Origin of the sequence: Pseudonocardia xinjiangensis, assembly GCF_012911925.1 — a bacterium.
Taxonomy (GTDB): Bacteria; Actinomycetota; Actinomycetes; order Mycobacteriales; family Pseudonocardiaceae; genus Pseudonocardia; species Pseudonocardia xinjiangensis.
The window spans coordinates 23,074-39,944 of sequence record NZ_JAAXKY010000061.1; the positions used below are offsets into that span (position 1 = coordinate 23,074).

The following is a 16,871-nucleotide window of genomic DNA, read 5'->3' on the forward strand; positions in this document are numbered from 1 at the left end:
GCCCGGAGTCTAGGGGTCGATGCAGGCGTAGGGTATTGATTGCATTACCGTTCACCTGAAACTGTCTCGCCGCTGCCCGTCCTGATCCGAGGTGCTCCATGACCGCTCTGCAGCCCGACCCTGCCGAGGGCCTGCGCATGTACGACGAACTGCTGGCCGTGCACACGATCCTGCGGCGCGGGTCGGAGCTGATCGCGCAGTCGCTGAAGGTGCTGGCGGACGACGGTCCCGTGGACGTCCGGGCGCTCGTCTCCGTGGCGCAGTGGCACAACGGCTTCCTGCACCATCACCACCGGAGCGAGGACGCGCAGTTCTGGCCGCTGCTGCGCCGGCTCTTCCCCGGCTCCGCCGACGACCTGACCCGGCTCACGCAGGAGCACGAGGAGCTCGACGCGAACCTGACCGCGCTGTCGGAGGCCATCGGCGCGCTCGGCGCGGCCCGCACTCCGGCGGAGCGCCGGGCGGCGGTGCAGGTCGCCGCGACCACGGGATACCCGAAGGCCGTCGTCTGCCGCGACGCCCTCGGCGAGCACCTGGACGACGAGGAGCCCGTGCTGCGCGCACTGTTCCCCCAGGTGTCCGCGGCCGAGATCCGCACGCTGCGGGCGGCGATCGTGGCGGCGGCCCCCAAGTCCGGTCCGGACCTGGTACTCGGGCTCCTCTCCGATCCCACGCCCGCCCCGGGCTATGACGCCATCGTGGCGAACTTCCCGCCGCCGGTGCGCTGGCTGCGCCCGGTGCTGCTGCGCCGCTACCACGCGCGCCGCAAGGCGCTCGGGGTGGCGTAGAGCGGGGCGCGCCGCCGGATCTGCGCCGCGTTGGCGCGCGACTGATCTTCGGCGCTATGGTGGGCTCGTGTCCGATCCTGGGTGTTCGTCCGAACGGCCCGAACCGGATATCCGCTCCCTGTATGACGATCATGCCGTACGCTGAGCCGGTGAGCGAAGCCGGGAGCGAGCAGGTGACGAGTCTCGCCGCGCAGATCGGCCGGGTGGCCGCCCCCCTCCGCAGCCAGGTGCTCGACGTGCTGCGCGAGGCCATCCTCAGCTTCCGCTTCGCCCCCGGCCAACGCCTCATCGAGCGCGAGCTGATCGACATGACCGGGGTCTCCCGTACGACGATCCGCGAGGTGCTGCGCGAGCTCGCCGCCGAGGGGCTGGTCAAGACCATCCCGCAGAAGGGCGCTGTCGTCGTCGCCCTGTCGCCCGAGGAGGCGGAGGAGCTCTACGAGCTGCGCGAGGTCCTCGAGGGGCACCTCGTGAAGAAGTTCGTCGAGCGGGCGTCCGACGCCCAGGTGGTCGCACTGCGCCGGGCGTTCACCCAGCTCGAGAGCGTGGTCGAGCGGCGGGAGGGCACGGTGGCCGTGCTCAAGGCCAAGGACGTGCTGTACGAGGTGCTGCTCACCGGCGCGGGCAACTCGGCGTTGCGGGCGAGCCTGTCCCAGCTGCACGCCCGGGTGAGCCTGCTGCGGGCGAGCTCGCTGTCGTCCGGTCCCGCCCGCCCTCCGGAGGCTGTGGCCGAGCTACGGGTTCTCGTCGAAGCCGTCGAGGCCAGGGAAGCGGGCGCCGCGGCCGACGCCATGGTCACGCACGTCCGGGCCGCGGCCCGCACCGGTATCGAGGCGATCCGCCACTCCTCGCACGCGCTCGTGGCCGCCACCAGCTGACGTTCCGGCCCTGCCGGGCGCTGGGTCCCTCCCGCGGGCCGACCCCACTCGGACGACCCCCACTGGGCCGGCCGGTCGCGGGTCGCCGACATCCGGTCCACCCCGGTCCGCCGGTCGGACGATCTCGGTTGGCAGTGCTCGTCCGATTGTCATACAGTCAGGCGAGCGTTGCGAACTGAGGAGTGGGTATGCCGGTCGGATCTCTCACAGGTCGAGTCGCGGTCGTCACCGGTGCCGCCGGCGGGATCGGTGGTGCCACGGCGGCGCGGCTCTCGCGTGAGGGCGCCTCCGTCGTGCTGGTCGACCTCGACGGCGACGCCGCGTCGGCGCTGGCCGCCCGTCTCGAGGGCGAGGCCATCGGCGTCGCGGCCGACGTCTCCCGCGAGGAGGACGTCGAGCGGTACATGGATGCCGCGGTGGACCGGTTCGGGCGGGTCGACCTGCACCACCTCAACGCCGGGATCCCCGGCACCCCGACGGCCCTGCCCGATCTCGGCGTCGAGGAGTTCGACCGGGTGATCGCGGTGAACATGCGGGGGACGTTCCTCGGGCTCCGCGCCGCGTTCCGGCAGTACTTCCTGCAGAGCAGCGCGGGCGCGATCGTCATCACGGCGTCCATCGCGAGCCTGCGCGGCAGCTCTGACCTGCTGCCCTATCACGCCTCGAAGCACGGCGTGCTGGGGCTGATGCGCAACGCCGCGGTGTACGGCGGCCCGCTGGGCGTGCGGGTCAACGCCGTGGCGCCCGGCATCGTCCCCACCGCACTCTTCGGCTCGGGGGATGGTCCGGGCGGCAGCGCCGACATGGTGCAGCGCGCCTCGACCACCCCGCTGCGCCGGGCGGGCAGCCCGGAGGAGATCGCGTCCGTCGTGGCCTTCCTGCTCAGCGACGACGCCGCCTACATGACCGGCGAGGCCGTCTCGGTCGACGGCGGCGCGTCGATCGTCAACAGCGTGCGTCCCTCCGGCGGTGCCGGTGCATGGGACACGGCCGCGCTCGACGCCCGCACCGCTCCCACGGCGGGCCGCGTCTAGCTGGCGACGCTCGACCGCGTCACCCGGGCGCTGTGCGCGCCCACAGATTGTCTGACAGTATGTCAATCGACCACGACGGTCGACTGCTCACCGAGGAGAGTGCGATGGCGCAGGGTGTCCAGGACCCGGAGGCGGATCTCGGGAAGGCCCGCCGCGTCGTCGCTCTGGCCACGGCCGTCGGCAACTTCACGGAGTGGTTCGACTTCGCCATCTACGGCTTCCTCGCCGCCACCCTCGGGCGCCTCTTCTTCCCCGGCGTGAGCCCGGCCGCCTCGCTGCTGGCCTCCCTGGCCGTCTTCGGCGTGGCGTTCTTCATGCGGCCGCTCGGCGGCCTCGTGCTCGGAGCGATGGGTGACCGGCGCGGGCGCCGGGCGCTGCTCACGCTGTCGATCGGCCTGATGGGCCTGTCCACCACCCTGATCGGGGTGCTGCCCACCTACGCGGAGGCGGGGGTCCTCGCGCCGATCCTGCTGGTGCTGCTGCGCTGCCTGCAGGGTTTCTCCGCGGGGGCGGAGTGGACCGGGTCGGCGGCGTTCCTCGTCGAGCACACGCCGACGAACCGCCGGGGTCGCTTCGCGAGCGTGGTCTCCGCGACCGCCGCCCTCGCCACCGCCTTCGGCGGCCTGCTGGTCCTCGCGCTCGAACTGAGCCTCACCCCGGAGCAGATGCTGTCGTGGGGATGGCGGGTCCCGTTCCTCGTCGCGGTGCCGCTCACGCTGGTCGGCACCTGGATCCGGTTGCGGATCGACGAGACGCCGGTGTTCCAGCGGCTGGTGCAGGCGGGAGCGGTCAGCACCGCCCCGGTGCGGCGCGCCGGACGCGACGTGCGGGCGATCGCGCTCACCTTCGCGTTCTCCAGCGTGCAGGGCCTCGGCTTCTACTATCTCGCCACCTACGTGATCAGCTTCCTCACCGCCACCGTCAAGCTGCCGCAGTCCCGCGCCCTGGTGCTCGTCGCCATCGGGCTCCTGGTCTACGCGGCGCTGTGCCCGGTGGCGGGGGCACTGAGCGACCGGGTGGGCAGGCGCCGGGTGAACCTCGCGGGCGGTGCCGGGCTTGCGATCGTGAGCGTGCCGGCGTTCGCGCTGATGGGCACCGGCACCGCCGCGGGCGTGGTCGGTGGCATGGTGCTGTTCTCGGTGTTCCAGTCGATGGTCAGCGTCACCACCGTGTGCATGCTCGTGGAGCTGTTCCCGGCCCAGACCCGCTCCACGTCCAGCGCGATCGGGTTCAACCTGGGGCTCGCCCTCATCGGCGGCCCGGGCCCCCTGATCGCGGCCGCCATCGCCGCGGGCACCGGGAGCAGCACCCTGCCCGCGCTGTACATGGTCGTCGTCGCCGTTCTCGGCACCGTCGCACTGGCCCGGTGGCTCCCCGAGACCGTCGGCCGTGGGTTGGACGCCGATGCGGCCGTCGCCGCAGGATCGACCCGATGAACGAACGCAGGAGATTCTGATGAGTGGGTACGAGGTGCTGGCGGTCCGCTACGGGACCAGGCTCGCGCGCAAGGCGGAGAACTATCTGAACTTCCACGTCTACGGCGAGCCCGACGAGGACCTGCCGATGGACTACTTCTTCTGGGTCGTCCGCGACGGAGAGCGCACGATCGTGGTCGACTGCGGGTTCAGCGCCGAGGCCGGGCGGCGGCGGGGCCGTACCCAGCTCGCCGACCCGGGTGACGCGCTCATGGCGCTCGGCATCGACCCGGGCTCGGTCAGCCAGCTCGTCGTCACGCACGCGCACTACGACCACATCGGGAACCTGGAGCGCTTCCCGGCCGCGGAGATCGTCATCGCCCGCCGGGAGTACGAGTTCTGGACCGGCCCGTACGCCGCTCGCCCCCAGTTCGCGCACTCCACGGAGGCGATCGAGCTCGACCGGCTCGCCGCTGCGGGGGAGCAGGGCAGGCTGCGGCTGGTCGAGAAGACCCTCGACCTCGCGCCCGGGTTCGAGCTGGTCGTCGTCGGAGGGCACACCCCGGGCCAGCTCGTGGCCCAGGTCGCCGTCGACGGCGAGGACGGCGGACCGGGCGCGGTGATCCTGGCCGCCGACGCGCTGCACTTCTACGAGGAGCTCGAACGCGACCGTCCGTTCTTCGTGGTGGCGGACCTGGTCGACATGTACCGCGGCTTCGACCTGTTGCGCGAGATGTCCGCCGACCCGGGCCGGCTGCTCCTGGCGGGCCACGACGCCGCGGTGCCCGACCGGTTCCCGGGCCGGCTGCCCGACATGCCCGGTGATCTCACCGACCTCGTCGTGCGGGTCGCCGGCAGGACGAGGACGCAAGCAGAGGAAGTGGTGGTGTCATGAGCGCTCCGACGGTGGGAGTGGTCGGGCTGGGCAACATGGGTGGCCGGATGGCGCGCCGCCTGGTCGACGCCGGGATCCCGGTGGTGGGGTTCGACGCGCAGGCCGGCCGGGTCGAGACGGTGGGCGCGACGCCGCTCGGTGACCCGGCCGAGGTGGCCAGGGCGTCCGAGGTGGTCCTGATGTCGCTGCCCGACAGCCACGTCGTCGAGGCGGTCGTCCGCGGTCCGAGCGGGGTGCTCGCCGGCGCCGCGGCCGGGACCACGATCGTCGACCTGTCCACGGCGGCGCCGTCCTCGACGGTCGCGCTGCACGCCGAGGCGGCGGCGGTGGGGGTCCGCTATCTCGACGCCGGCATCTCCGGGGGAGCTGCCGCCGCCGACAAGGGCACCTTGACGATCATGGCGGGCGGCGACGCCGATGCGCTTGCCGAGATCGGATGGGTGTTCGAGCCGATCGCCGCGCACGTGCACCACATGGGCGCCTCGGGGGCCGGGCACACCGCGAAGCTGCTCAACAACTTCCTCAATGCGGTGAGCCTCGCGGCCTCGGCCGAGGTGATGGTCGCGGGCCGGCGTGCCGGGCTCGACCTGAGCCAGCTGCTCGAGGTGATCAACAGCAGCAGCGGGGTCAACTTCGCGACGCTCAACCGGTTCCCGCGGATCGTGCAGGGCGACTACCTCGAAGGCGGGCTGACCGGGCGGCTGATGACCAAGGACGTGGCGCTCTACGTCGACCTCATCGGCAAGCTCGGGGTGCCCAGCCTCAACGCGGCAGGGCCGCTGGCGAGCTTCGGGCTGGCCGAGAGCCTCGGCTACGGCGACCAGATCAGCAACCGGGTGGTGGACGCCATCGGTGACGTCGCCGGGGGGACCCGCGTCCACGACAAGACGGAGGAATGACCCATGCAGATCGTCCGGGGCCGCGCCCCCGACTCCACCCCCACCCAGTCCCGCACGGAGACCTTCACCGGCACCGTCTGGGGTGACCCGGTGCTGCCCACCACCGCCGAGGGCAACACGATCAACTCGGTGACCTTCACCCCCGGCGCGCGCACCTACTGGCACCACCACACCGGCGGCCAGATCCTCGTGGTGACGGCCGGCCGGGGATGGGTCTGCACGCACGGCGAACAGCCGGAGGTGATCCGGGCCGGGGACGTGGTCTGGGTGCCCCCGGGCGAGCGGCACTGGCACGGCGGCACGGTGGACACCGTGATGACGCACCTGGCCGTGTCGCTCGGCCCGACCGTGTGGCTGGACGAGGTGGACGAGAACGAGTACCGCGCCCTGGTGGCGCTGGAAGGGCAGCGATGACCGGGGATGCGATGACCAGCGATGCGATGACCAGCGGAGCGACGACCGACGGGCGCTACGAGCAGGGGCTGGCGATCCGGCGCGAGGTGCTGGGCGACGCCCACGTCGACCGGTCGCTGGCCGGGGTGAGCGACTTCGCCCGGCCCGTGCAGGAGTACGTCACCCGCACGGCCTGGGGGGAGATCTGGAGCCGGCCCGGCCTGGACCGGCGCACCCGCAGCCTGCTCAACCTCGTGATGCTCACGGCGCTGAACCGCAACCACGAGCTGGGCGTCCACGTCCGGGGCGCCGTCACCAACGGGTGCACCGAGGTGGAGATCCAGGAGGCGCTCCTGCAGGCCGCGGCCTACTGCGGTGCGCCCGCCGCGCTGGAGTCCTTCCGGGTGGCCGAGCGCGTGCTCGGCGAGCTTGCGGCGGAGCGGAACGGGACCGGTCGTGTCTGAGCTGCCGGTGGGGCCCGTCGGGTTCGTGGGATTGGGCCGGATGGGCGACCCCATGGTGCGGCGGCTCGTCGCTGCCGGCGTGGCGGTGCGCGCCCACGACGCGGCCCCCGGCCCCCGGGAGGCGCTCGCCGACGTCGTCACGGTCGTCGACAAGCCGGCTGAGGTCGTGGCGGCCGGGCCGTCGGTCGTGGTGCTGATGCTGCCGAACTCGGACATCGTCGAGGCCGTGCTGGCCGACGGGCTGCTCGACGCGCTCACCCCCGACACGGTGCTGGTGGACATGGGCTCCTCGGAGCCGATGCGCACCCGGGCGCTCGCCGAGCAGGTGGCCGCCCGGGGCGCCACCATGATCGACGCGCCGGTGTCCGGTGGGGTCTCCGGCGCCACCAAGGGCACCTTGACGATCATGGTCGGCGGCCCGGACGACGCGGTCGCAGGTGTCGAGCCGCTGCTGGCGCTCCTCGGCCGGGTCCGCCACGTCGGCCCCGTCGGCGCGGGCCACGCGCTGAAGGCGCTCAACAACCTGATGTCCGCGGCCCACCTGCTCGCGAGCTCCGAGGCGTTGCTGGCCGGGGAACGCTTCGGCCTCGACCCCTCCGTGATGCTCGACGCGGTGAACTCCTCGAGCGGGCGCAGCGGCTCCACCGAGAACAAGTGGCCCAACTTCGTGGTGCCCGAGACCTACGACTCCGGCTTCGCGCTCGCGCTGATGGTCAAGGACATCCGCATCGCGCTGGGCCTGGCCGAGGCGACGGGCGCGCCGTCCGCGCTCATCGGCCGCACCGTCGAGCTCTGGGGCGAGGCGGCCACGGCACTCCCCCCTGATGCCGACCACACCGAGATCGTGCGCTGGCTGCGGGCCGGCGAGGCGACGGATCCCGATCCGAGGAGCACCCCATGACGCTGACCGCAGAGCAGCAGGAGATCAAGGACGAGTTCATCAAGGTGCGCGGCACCTGGGGTGACGCGTGGGAGCGGATGCTGGAGCTCGACCCGCCGTTCGTCCGGGCCTACCTGCACTTCTCCGCCGTGCCCTGGACCGGGGAGTCCCACCTCGAGCCCAAGGTCAAGGAGTTCGTCTACATCGCCGCCGACGCCGCGGCGACGCACCTCTACGTGCCCGGGATCCGCCAGCACGTGGCCGCCGCGCTGGAGCACGGCGCCACGCCGCAGGAGATCATGGAGGTCATCGAGCTCACCAGCACGCTCGGCATCCACGCCAGCAACATCGGCGTGCCACTGCTGCTGGAGGTGCTGGAGGAGGAGGGGCTGCGGGACGGCCCTGCCCCGCTCGACGAGCGCCGCGAGCGGCTCAAGGCCGAGTTCACGGCCAACCGCGGCTACTGGCACACCTTCTGGGACGGCCTGCTCGAGCTCGACCCCGACCTGTTCGAGGCCTACATCGAGTTCTCCTCGGTGCCCTGGAAGACCGGGACCCTGCCGCCGAAGATCAAGGAGCTCATCTACATCGCGTTCGACGCCTCGGCCACCCACCTCTACGTGCCAGGGCTGAAGCTGCACATGCAGAACGCGGTCCGGCTCGGAGCGACGGCCGGGGAGATCATGGAGGTGCTCGCGATCGTCAGCGTGATCGGTATCCATGCCGCGACGACCGCAGCCCCCATCCTCGCCGAGCTGACCCAGGCCGCTCCCCGGTGACTGCCGGCCGGCTCGGCACCGGGGGACGGTCGAGCCGGTCGGCGCCCCACGCTCCTGTGGTCGTCGGCGAGTCGCCCGTTCCGGGTGCGTGAGTCGCCCGTTTCGGGTGCGGGCGGCCACGTGGCAGCGGGTCGGAGTCGAGAGGATCGGGCAAGACCTCGCGCGTATCGGTCTACCGCAGACCAGGTCGCTCGCGCTTGCATGGTCTCACCATTCCGACACCCGCTGGAGCCGTGCGCATGCCTCTCGACCACTACGTCACCCTCGGCCGTTCCGGGCTGCGGGTCAGCCCGCTCGCGCTCGGCGCGATGACCTTCGGGGAGGATCCCGGCGGTGCCGGTACCGGCGTCGATGAGTCGGAGAAGATCCTCGCGACCTATCTGGACCTCGGCGGGAACTTCGTCGACACGGCGAACTTCTACACCAACGGCCACTCGGAGAAGATCCTCGGCGACTTCTTCGCCGCCCGTCCCGGCCGGCGCGAGCACGTGGTGCTGGCGTCGAAGTTCTTCGGCAACCTCTTCCCCGGTGACCCCAACGGCGGGGGAGCGGGGCGTGGGTCGATCGTCGCCCAGCTCGACGAGACCCTGCGCCGCCTGCGCACCGACCATCTCGACCTGTACTGGCTGCACAACTGGGACCGCCACACCCCGGTCGAGGAGACGCTGCGCACCCTCGACGACCTGGTACGGGCGGGGAAGATCCGCTACATCGGGTTCTCCAACACCCCGGGGTGGTTCACCGCCCAGGCCCAGACCACGGCGCTGCTGAAGGGCTGGACGCCGCTGATCGCGCTCCAGGTGGAGTACTCGCTGCTGGCCCGCACCGTCGAGGGCGAACTCGCACCGCTCGCGCTCGACCAGGGCATGGCGCTGGTTCCGTGGAGCCCGCTGAGGAACGGCTTCCTGTCGGGCAAGTACCGCCGCGGCACGCAGGTCAGCGACTCCGCGCGCACGGCCTTCGTCGGCGGCCCCGGCGAGGACGAGTTCACGGTCATCGATGCGGTCGCCGCGGTCGCCGACGAGCTCGGGACCACGTCCGCGGCGGTGTCGCTGGCCTGGCTGCTGGCCCGCGAAGGCACCGTCGTGCCCATCCTCGGTGCCCGGCGGGTGGAGCACCTCGAGAACAACCTCGCCGCACTGGAGGTGACCCTCACCCCTGAACACCTCCGCGTGCTGGACGAGGTCTCGGCCCCGGCCTTGAACTACCCGGCACCGATGCACGGCGCGCAGCGCGCGATGCTGCAGTTCGCGGGAGCCACTGTGGACGGTGTGGCCTCCACCGTGTACCCGCCGCTGCTGCAGAGCGACGTCCGCTACTGAGGTTCCGTGACCGAGTAGCCCCTACTCGTCGCCGTGCCACCAGCGCCGCTTCGGTGAGCGGATCTCCACCGAGCCGGCGCGCACGGAGCCGGTGAGCCGGAAGGTCGGGCCGGGGGTGCCGTCTGAGCCGGCGCGCCTCTTGTCCTCGATGCTGCTGAGCACCGACTGCACCTCGTGGTGCTCGACGCGGGCGCCGTACGGCATCCGCATTTCGACCGAGCCGGCCACCACGTCCAGCTCGATCTCGACGACGTCGTGCGGGATCCGGGCCTTCGTGAAGTCGAGCTCGGTCGACCCCACCTTCGTCCGGACCACCAGCCGGGCAGGCACGTCCCACTCGCCGCGCCGGGTGAGGGAGCCGAGGACGCTGCGCAGCTCGGTGGAGCCCGAGGTGATCACCGCATCGGACGTCGACTGCGGCCGCACCGGGGAACGGTGCCGCGTGCCGGTGGCGGCGGGTTGTTCCGGGTGCGCCATGCCCGGCAGGTCGAGCAGCACCACGTTCAGCTCTCCCCGGGTGCGCGCGGCCAGCGCCGCGTCCACCCGCCGGGTGAACTCGTCGAGATCGAGCAGGCCGGCACCCGTGGCGCGCTGCAGCAGTTCGACGACGTGTTCGCGCTCCGCGTCGGACACGCGCAGGGACCGTGGGTCGGGGACATGATCGGGCACGCGCAGACCGTAGCGAGCAACCCGGCAATGGTCATCAACCGATCAGCGGTCGGCCGGCCGCCGATGCCTACGCGGGCAGCTCCGCCTCGCCGCGCAGCCAGCGGCGCAGCGCCAGCCCACCCGCGGGCTCCCAGTCGTCCATGAACGCCGCCGTTCCCCCGAGGAACAACGCGCGGAGGATGACGCAGAGGATGCCACCCAGATGGGTCAGCGGGGACGACGTCGCGAGAACGTCGGACGAGTCCCCGCCGTGGGAGGCGACAGAGGTGGCGATCAACGAGTGCACGCTGTTGAGGGTGCGCAGCGCCGCCTTCGGCTCCCCACTGGTACCGGAGGTGAACAGCACCAGGCCCACCCGGTCCGGGTCGGGGGTGAGCGCCCGCAGGGCGTCCGCGTGCGTGACGTCCCAGGGGGCCGACTGGAAATGCCGGGTGACGTCGACCTCGTCCTCGGCGGCGTCGCCCAGCACGACCCGGTGCCGCAGCGCGGGCAGGCGACCGGCCACCTCCGCGAGCGCCGCTGCATGGTCGAAACCGGCCCAGCGGTCGATGGTGATGCAGACCTGCGCGCCCGTGCGGTGCAGCACCCGCTCCAGCTCGCGAGCGCGGATCGTGGTCATCACCGGCGCGAGGACCGCGCCGATCCGCGCGCACGCCAGCAGCAACGCGGGCACCTGCCACCGGTTCGGCAGCTGGATCGCCACCACCTGGCCGGGCCGCAGGCCGAGCTCGTAGAGGGCGCCCGCGAACCGGTCCACCCACTCCGCGTACTCGCGGTAGGTCAACCGCACCATGCCTGAGCCTGCCTCGTGGGCGACGACAGCGATGGCGTCCGGCTTCTCGTCCCGCCACCGGGCGAGGTCGTCGAGCGCACTCTCCTTGCGCCAGGCCCCGAGTGCCCGGAACCTCTCGATGTCCGAATCTGTGGGGCGCAGTTCCAATGCGGCGGCGAAGCTGATTTTTCCGGCCGTCATCGAATCAGAATAGTGAAGCCGGGTCCGGTGGCGCCATCAGATAACAGAGGAAAGCATGGATGACGTCGATGACGGCGTATTTCCTGGATTGTGAATGGTGTCGCGTTACGACCTGAGGCGTTCCACCACCGGCTCGAACGCCTCCCGGTACGGCTCGTGCACGGTGACGTAGGAGAACCCCCAGCGCTCCCGGGCCGCCACCAGCTGTTCGGCCATCTGCTCGGGCGTGCCGATCAGCAGGTACGGCATCTCCAACGCCTCGTCGGCGGTCGTCTCCGTGCCGAACCTGCTGATGATGTCCTCGGCCGTGGATCGCCGGTCGGTCGTGGGCACCACCATCTGCACCAGCAGGTGCCACTCGATGTGCCCGCTGCGCTCTCCTGCCAGCCCCCGCACGAACCGCATCCGCTCGTTGGTCTCCGCCGCGGTGGCCAGCCGGAACGTCCCCGGCGGGCGCCCGGCCACCTGGTAGGCGCCGGCGACGCCGATGATGTCGGCGTGGCGTGCGGCGATCGTCAGCACGCGGTCGCCCGTGCCGCCGACGATCAGCGGCGGCCCGGACCCACCGAAGCCGCTGCGCTGCACCGGTTGCGGCGCGGTGCCGCCCGGGAGCGCGGCCAGGTCGCCGGAGAAGAGCCGCTCCAGCTCGGTGATCGTCTTCTCCAGGGTCCGGGCGCGTGAGCCGAAGGACGTCCAGGGGATGCCGGCGGCGTCGAACTCCCACTTCATGTGCCCCGCGCCGAGCCCGAGCTCCAGCCGGCCGTCGGTGAGGATGTCGGTGCTGGCCACCTCGCGGGCCAGCAATGCCGGGTTCCAGAACGGGGCGTTCAGCACGAGTGTGCCCACCCGCAGGCGTTCGGTGGCGTCGGCCGCCGCCACCAGCACCGGGAACGGCGCCGGTGCCCCGAGGTGGTCGGCGGCGAAGACCGTGTGGAACCCCGCGCTCTCCCCGCGCCGGCAGAGCTCCTGCAGATCCTGACGGGACGGGATGCCGAAGACGTTGAAGGAGAACCGGAAGTCACGCAGCATTCGGACACCCTGCCCGGTGGGGCGGCGCCCCACAACGTCGTTCACGCGGAGCGGACTCAGCGTCATGGACACATATGGCTGCCCGATGCGGCGAGATTGCGCGATATGTGGCCATGACGCGGTGAGCCCGTCCCGGCGGTGACCGGCGCCACCGATCGCTATTACTGCCATCGGCCCGGTGGCACTGTGAATTCGTTGCCGGGCCGAAGCGCATCGGTGGTGAGGGGGAACGTGTGGAATACGACTACGTCGTGGTCGGTGGTGGCACGGCCGGGTGCGTGCTCGCGGCGCGGTTGACCGAGGATCCGGTGGTACGGGTACTCCTCCTCGAAGCGGGCGCCCGCACCGGGCCCGCGGCGATGGCCGATCCGGGGGCGTGGTCGACGCTGCGGGGCACGGAGGTCGACTGGGCGTACACGACCGTCCCGCAGCAGGCGCTCGGCGGCGCGGTGCTGCCGTGGCCGCGGGGAAAGGTTCTCGGCGGGTCCAGCGCGATCAACGCGTCGCTGCACGCGCGGGCTCATCGCGACAGCTACGACGCGTGGGCGGCGGCGGCCGGTGCAGCGGGCTGGGACTACGCGTCGATGCTGCCGTTCCTCAAGCGGACCGAGCGCGCGGTGGCCGGCCGCGACCCCCGCTGCCGGGGGATGGACGGGCCGTTGGCGGTGGCCCCGGGCACGGCCGAGGAGCCGCTGTGGGACGCCGCGTTCGAGGCTGCGGTCGAGGCGGGCCATGCCGTGGCCGACGATCTCAACGACGGCGCGGGAGAGGGGGTCGGGTGGGCCGAGTACAACGTCCTGGACGGTGCCCGCCAGAGCGCTGCCGACGCCTATCTGGCCCCGGTCCTGGACCGGTCCAACCTCGACGTGGTCACCGGCGCCGACGCGCGACGGCTGGTCACGGACGGGAGCCGTTGCCGCGGCGTGGAGTACGCGGTGGACGGTGGACGGCACGTCGTCGAGGCGAGGCGGGAGGTCGTGCTGGCGGCGGGGACCATCGGCTCGCCCCAGCTGCTGCTGCTCTCCGGGATCGGGCCGTCGGCGCAGCTGCGCGAGCTCGGGATCGGCGTGGTCGCCGACCTGCCCAGGGTGGGGGAGAACCTCCACGAGCATCCGCAGTCCGGCGTGGCCTACCGCTCACCGGTGCCCGTGCGGGCCGCCCAGTTCGCCCGCAGGCCGCAGGTCCGGTTCCGCAGTGACCCGAGCCTCCCGGTCGACCTGCAGATGATCTTCCTGGCCAACCCTGTCGAACCCCGGGCGAGGCCGGGCACCGGAGACGGGTTCACGGTGGGGTACGCGCTGATGACGCCGCTCAGCCGCGGGTCGGTGCGGTTGGACCCCGCCAACCCCGAGGGCCCGCCGCGCATCGACCCGAACTGTCTGGCCGACGAGCGGGACGTCGGTCGCATGGTCGCCGGGCTGCGCCGGGCGCGGGAGGTGGGGGAGGCGAAGGCCCTGTCGCCATGGCGGGACCGGGAGGTGCTTCCCGGCCCCGAGGCCCGCAGCGACGACGAGCTTCGCCAGGCCGTGCGGCGATGCGTCGGCACGCTCTTCCACGCCGTCGGAACCTGCCGGATCGGCGTCGACGCCGCAGCGGTGGTCGATCCGGAACTGCGGGTCCACGGTGTCGAGGGCCTCCGGGTCGTCGACGCCTCGGTGATGCCGTCGATCGTCTCGACCAACACGAACGCCACGGTCCTCGCCATCGCCGAACGGGCGGCGGCGCTGCTGGGGGGCGTCATGGACACATATGGCTGTTCCGCCGTGGCCGAATTCCGCGACGTGTGTCCATGACGTGGCAGGAGAACTCCGGGAGCGCAGGAGAGGAGAGTCGGGTGGCACACGACTACGTCGTCGTCGGGGGTGGGACGGCCGGGTGCGTGCTCGCGTCGCGGTTGTCCCAGGACCCCGGAGTGCGGGTGCTGCTCCTCGAGGCGGGCGGAGCCGGCAGGCCGGCGGCCATGGCCGATCCGTTGGGCTGGCCGCTCCTGTTCGGGACGGAGGCCGACTGGGCGTTCGAGACCACACCACAGCCGGGTACCGGTGGTTCGGTCCATTCGTGGCCGCGCGGGAAGGTTCTCGGTGGGTCGAGCTCGATCAACGCGATGATGCACTCGCGGGGTCATCGCGACAGCTACGACGCCTGGGCTGCCGACGGCGCGACCGGCTGGGACTACGCGTCGATGCTGCCGTTCCTGAAGCGCACCGAGCATGCGGTGGACGGCCGCGACCCGCGCCACCGGGGGATGGACGGCCCGATGACCGTGGCGGAGGGCGAGACGGACCACGTCCTGTGGGAGGCGGCGTTCGAGGCCGCGCTCGAGGTGGGCCACCCGGCCGCGCACGACCTCAACAACGGCATCGACGACGGCGTGGGCTGGAACGAGTACAACGTCGTGGGCGGGGCCCGGCAGAGCGCCGCCGACGCCTACCTGACCCCGGTTCTGGGCCGACCCAACCTCGACGTGGTCACGGGCGCGCAGGCGCGGCGGCTCGTCCTCGACGAGGGGCGTTGCCGCGGCGTCGAGTACACGGTGGACGGTGAGCTGCGCGCCGCCGCCGCGGAGCGGGAGGTCGTGCTGGCGGCGGGCGCGATCGGCTCGCCGCAGCTGCTCCTGCTCTCCGGGATCGGACCGGCGGCCCAGCTGCGCGACGCCGGCATCGACGTCGTCGCCGACCTGGCGGCGGTGGGGGAGAACCTGCACGACCATCCGATGTCCACGGTGGGATACGGCGCGACGCGCCCCGTCCGCGCGGCGAGCTTCGTCCGCAAGCCGCACGTCCGGCTCCGCAGCGACCCCGCCGGCCCGGTCGACCTGAACCTGCTGTTCGTGGACACGCCGGCCGGTCCGCCGGGGACACTCGGCACGGGGGACGGGTTCGGAGTGAGGTTCGGGCTGATGACGCCGTTCAGCCGCGGTTCGGTGCGGTTGAACAGCGCGAAGCCCGGGGGCGCTCCCCTCATCGACCCGAACTACCTCACCGATCAGCGGGACGTCGAGCGCATGGTCGTCGGCCTGCGGCGGGCCCGGGAGGTGGGGGAGGCGACGGCCTTCTCGCCGTGGCGCGACCAGGAGCTGTTCCCCGGCCCCGACGTGCACGACGACGAGGCGTGCGTCGGCTTCGTCCGGCGGAGCCTGAGGACGTTCTTCCACCCGGTGGGGACCTGCCGCATCGGGGTCGACGACGCCGCGGTCGTGGACCTGGAACTGCGGGTGCACGGCGTCGAGGGTCTCCGGGTGGCCGACGCCTCGGTGATGCCGTCGATCGTCTCGGCGAACACGAACGCCACGACCCTCGCCATCGCCGAACGGGCGGCTGCCCTGATGACCGGGGAAACCTGACCACCCCGTCTCCGGCGCGCGAGTCGCCCGTTCCGGGTGCGCGAGTCGCCCGGATTCCGCGGGTGACTCGCGCTCAGGCCAGCGTCCCGGCGCGGCGGCCGAACACCGCTCCCGAGGTCAGGCCGGTGCCGCCGGGGTAGTTGCCGCTGAACAGGCCACCGAGCATCTCGCCGCAGACGAACAGGCCGGGCACGGGCACCCCGGCATCGTCCAGGACTCGGCCACAGGTGTCGGCGCGCAGGCCGCCGAAGGTGAACGTGATGCCGCACGTCACCGGGAACGCGTAGTACGGCGGCGTCTCCAGCGGGCTCGCCCAGTTGGACTTGGGGGGCTCGACCCGGGCCGCCCGCCCGTCCTTGACGGCGAGGTCGAGCGGGATGCCGCGGTCGATCCCGGCGTTGAACCCGTCCACCGTGCGGCGCAGTGCGGCCGGGTCCACGTCGATCCCGGCGGCCAGCTCCTCGACCGTCTGCCCGACGACGACCGACACCCCGGGCATGTCGTACTCCTCGGTCCGCAGCCGGGACCGCGTGGTGGCGTCGAAGAGCTGAAAGGCGAGCCCGCCGGGCTGGGCGAGGATCCGGGCGCCGTACTCGGCGTAGGTGTAGTTGCGGAAGTCGGCGCCCTCGTCGAGGAAGCGCTCCCCGTCGCTGTTCACGACGATGCCGAGCGGGTAGCCGCCCCGGGTCAGCTGGTTGGTCAGCTTCCGGTTGCTCTCGTTGCCGGGGAACCAGGCGTCCCACGCCACGCTGTGGCAGGTGGTCCAGTCGCCGTGGGTGGCGGCGCCCGCGGTGATCGCGGCGATGAGCATGTCGCCGGTGTTGAGCGGGGTGCCCCGCACCTTGGCCCGTTCCCAGCCCGCGCCGAGGTGTTCCCGGCGCAGCCGCGGGTCGGCCTCGAACCCGCCGGCGGCCAGGACGACCGACCCGGCACGCACCGTGCCGCTCGCGCCCGCCGTGTCGGTCCACGTGACGCCGCGGACCGCCCCGGCGTCGCGCACCAGGTCCCCGGCGCGCACGCCGTACCGGATCTCGACGCCGGCCTTCTCCGCCGCCTGCGTGTGCTGCTCGACGAGGCCCTTGCCCCCGCCCGTGCTCCCCAGCGCCAGCC

At 72.3% G+C, this 16,871-nt stretch carries 17 protein-coding genes; 13 read left to right on the forward strand and 4 right to left on the reverse strand.

The window, feature by feature from the left end; translation table 11 throughout:
* Window positions 1–98 precede the first annotated feature (98 nt).
* The 11 genes from HF577_RS19090 (at window position 99) to HF577_RS19140 (ending at window position 9,747) form a co-directional block, all read left to right on the forward strand.
* The gene (locus tag HF577_RS19090) at window positions 99–788 is read left to right on the forward strand and encodes a hemerythrin domain-containing protein (RefSeq protein WP_169397252.1); all 690 of its coding nucleotides are present in this window, start codon (window positions 99–101) and stop codon (window positions 786–788) included.
* A 149-nt stretch (window positions 789–937) separates the two neighbouring features.
* A complete protein-coding gene (locus HF577_RS19095) occupies window positions 938–1,666 on the forward strand; it encodes a GntR family transcriptional regulator (protein ID WP_211174498.1) in 729 nt (242 codons plus the stop codon).
* A gap of 188 nt (window positions 1,667–1,854) precedes the next feature.
* Entirely contained in the window at window positions 1,855–2,700 is an 846-nt protein-coding gene (locus tag HF577_RS19100) for an SDR family NAD(P)-dependent oxidoreductase (RefSeq protein WP_169397253.1), read from the forward strand.
* Window positions 2,701–2,759: 59 nt separating this feature from the next.
* Window positions 2,760–4,136 (forward strand): MFS transporter, encoded by a 1,377-nt coding sequence (locus HF577_RS19105; protein WP_246266651.1) that lies wholly within the window; start codon window positions 2,760–2,762, stop codon window positions 4,134–4,136.
* A gap of 19 nt (window positions 4,137–4,155) precedes the next feature.
* Window positions 4,156–5,010, forward strand: a complete 855-nt coding sequence (locus HF577_RS19110) for an N-acyl homoserine lactonase family protein (protein ID WP_169397254.1) — start codon at window positions 4,156–4,158, stop codon at window positions 5,008–5,010.
* Complete coding sequence (locus tag HF577_RS19115) at window positions 5,007–5,909, forward strand: NAD(P)-dependent oxidoreductase (protein ID WP_169397255.1); 903 nt, start codon at window positions 5,007–5,009, stop codon at window positions 5,907–5,909. The genes HF577_RS19110 and HF577_RS19115 overlap by 4 nt, the downstream gene beginning before the upstream one ends.
* 3 nt (window positions 5,910–5,912) lie before the next feature.
* The gene (locus HF577_RS19120) at window positions 5,913–6,323 is read left to right on the forward strand and encodes a cupin domain-containing protein (protein ID WP_169397256.1); all 411 of its coding nucleotides are present in this window, start codon (window positions 5,913–5,915) and stop codon (window positions 6,321–6,323) included.
* 11 nt (window positions 6,324–6,334) lie between these two features.
* A complete protein-coding gene (locus HF577_RS19125) occupies window positions 6,335–6,766 on the forward strand; it encodes a carboxymuconolactone decarboxylase family protein (RefSeq protein ID WP_246266653.1) in 432 nt (143 codons plus the stop codon).
* A complete protein-coding gene (locus tag HF577_RS19130) occupies window positions 6,759–7,667 on the forward strand; it encodes an NAD(P)-dependent oxidoreductase (RefSeq protein ID WP_211174499.1) in 909 nt (302 codons plus the stop codon). Before HF577_RS19125 ends, HF577_RS19130 begins: the two co-directional genes overlap by 8 nt.
* On the forward strand, window positions 7,664–8,425 hold the full coding sequence (locus HF577_RS19135; RefSeq protein WP_169397257.1) for a carboxymuconolactone decarboxylase family protein: 762 nt from the start codon (window positions 7,664–7,666) through the stop codon (window positions 8,423–8,425). The genes HF577_RS19130 and HF577_RS19135 overlap by 4 nt, the downstream gene beginning before the upstream one ends.
* A gap of 239 nt (window positions 8,426–8,664) precedes the next feature.
* Window positions 8,665–9,747, forward strand: a complete 1,083-nt coding sequence (locus tag HF577_RS19140; protein WP_169397258.1) for an aldo/keto reductase — start codon at window positions 8,665–8,667, stop codon at window positions 9,745–9,747.
* A 21-nt stretch (window positions 9,748–9,768) separates the two neighbouring features.
* Here the strand turns inward: HF577_RS19140 and HF577_RS19145 are convergent, their stop codons facing one another.
* The 3 genes from HF577_RS19145 to HF577_RS19155 all read right to left on the reverse strand — a co-directional run bounded on the left by HF577_RS19145 (window position 9,769) and on the right by HF577_RS19155 (window position 12,418).
* The gene (locus HF577_RS19145; protein WP_312859232.1) at window positions 9,769–10,416 is read right to left on the reverse strand and encodes a DUF1707 SHOCT-like domain-containing protein; all 648 of its coding nucleotides are present in this window, start codon (window positions 10,414–10,416) and stop codon (window positions 9,769–9,771) included.
* Window positions 10,417–10,483: 67 nt separating this feature from the next.
* Window positions 10,484–11,389 (reverse strand): AMP-binding protein, encoded by a 906-nt coding sequence (locus HF577_RS19150; protein WP_169397259.1) that lies wholly within the window; start codon window positions 11,387–11,389, stop codon window positions 10,484–10,486.
* A 105-nt stretch (window positions 11,390–11,494) separates the two neighbouring features.
* On the reverse strand, window positions 11,495–12,418 hold the full coding sequence (locus HF577_RS19155) for an LLM class F420-dependent oxidoreductase (RefSeq protein ID WP_211174500.1): 924 nt from the start codon (window positions 12,416–12,418) through the stop codon (window positions 11,495–11,497).
* Window positions 12,419–12,651: 233 nt separating this feature from the next.
* On the opposite strand from HF577_RS19155, the gene HF577_RS19160 reads away from it, so the two are divergent.
* Complete coding sequence (locus tag HF577_RS19160) at window positions 12,652–14,211, forward strand: GMC family oxidoreductase (protein ID WP_169397261.1); 1,560 nt, start codon at window positions 12,652–12,654, stop codon at window positions 14,209–14,211.
* A gap of 41 nt (window positions 14,212–14,252) precedes the next feature.
* A complete protein-coding gene (locus HF577_RS19165; RefSeq protein ID WP_211174501.1) occupies window positions 14,253–15,761 on the forward strand; it encodes a GMC family oxidoreductase in 1,509 nt (502 codons plus the stop codon).
* 73 nt (window positions 15,762–15,834) lie between these two features.
* Here HF577_RS19165 and tcuA read toward each other — a convergent pair.
* The coding region (tcuA, locus tag HF577_RS19170) for an FAD-dependent tricarballylate dehydrogenase TcuA (protein WP_169397263.1) at window positions 15,835–16,871 on the reverse strand (1,037 nt) is incomplete at its 5' end.

Excerpts from the sequence above, each read along its gene's own strand:
- HF577_RS19090 (WP_169397252.1), top strand. The coding sequence starts at position 99 with ATGACCGCTCTGCAGCCCGACCCTGCCGAGGGCCTGCGCATGTACGAC.
- HF577_RS19100 (WP_169397253.1), top strand. The coding sequence starts at position 1,855 with ATGCCGGTCGGATCTCTCACAGGTCGAGTCGCGGTCGTCACCGGTGCC.
- HF577_RS19105 (WP_246266651.1), top strand. The coding sequence starts at position 2,760 with ATGTCAATCGACCACGACGGTCGACTGCTCACCGAGGAGAGTGCGATG.
- HF577_RS19110 (WP_169397254.1), top strand. The coding sequence starts at position 4,156 with ATGAGTGGGTACGAGGTGCTGGCGGTCCGCTACGGGACCAGGCTCGCG.
- HF577_RS19115 (WP_169397255.1), top strand. The coding sequence starts at position 5,007 with ATGAGCGCTCCGACGGTGGGAGTGGTCGGGCTGGGCAACATGGGTGGC.
- HF577_RS19120 (WP_169397256.1), top strand. The coding sequence starts at position 5,913 with ATGCAGATCGTCCGGGGCCGCGCCCCCGACTCCACCCCCACCCAGTCC.
- HF577_RS19125 (WP_246266653.1), top strand. The coding sequence starts at position 6,335 with ATGACCAGCGATGCGATGACCAGCGGAGCGACGACCGACGGGCGCTAC.
- HF577_RS19135 (WP_169397257.1), top strand. The coding sequence starts at position 7,664 with ATGACGCTGACCGCAGAGCAGCAGGAGATCAAGGACGAGTTCATCAAG.
- HF577_RS19140 (WP_169397258.1), top strand. The coding sequence starts at position 8,665 with ATGCCTCTCGACCACTACGTCACCCTCGGCCGTTCCGGGCTGCGGGTC.
- HF577_RS19150 (WP_169397259.1), bottom strand. The coding sequence starts at position 11,389 with ATGACGGCCGGAAAAATCAGCTTCGCCGCCGCATTGGAACTGCGCCCC.
- HF577_RS19155 (WP_211174500.1), bottom strand. The coding sequence starts at position 12,418 with ATGCTGCGTGACTTCCGGTTCTCCTTCAACGTCTTCGGCATCCCGTCC.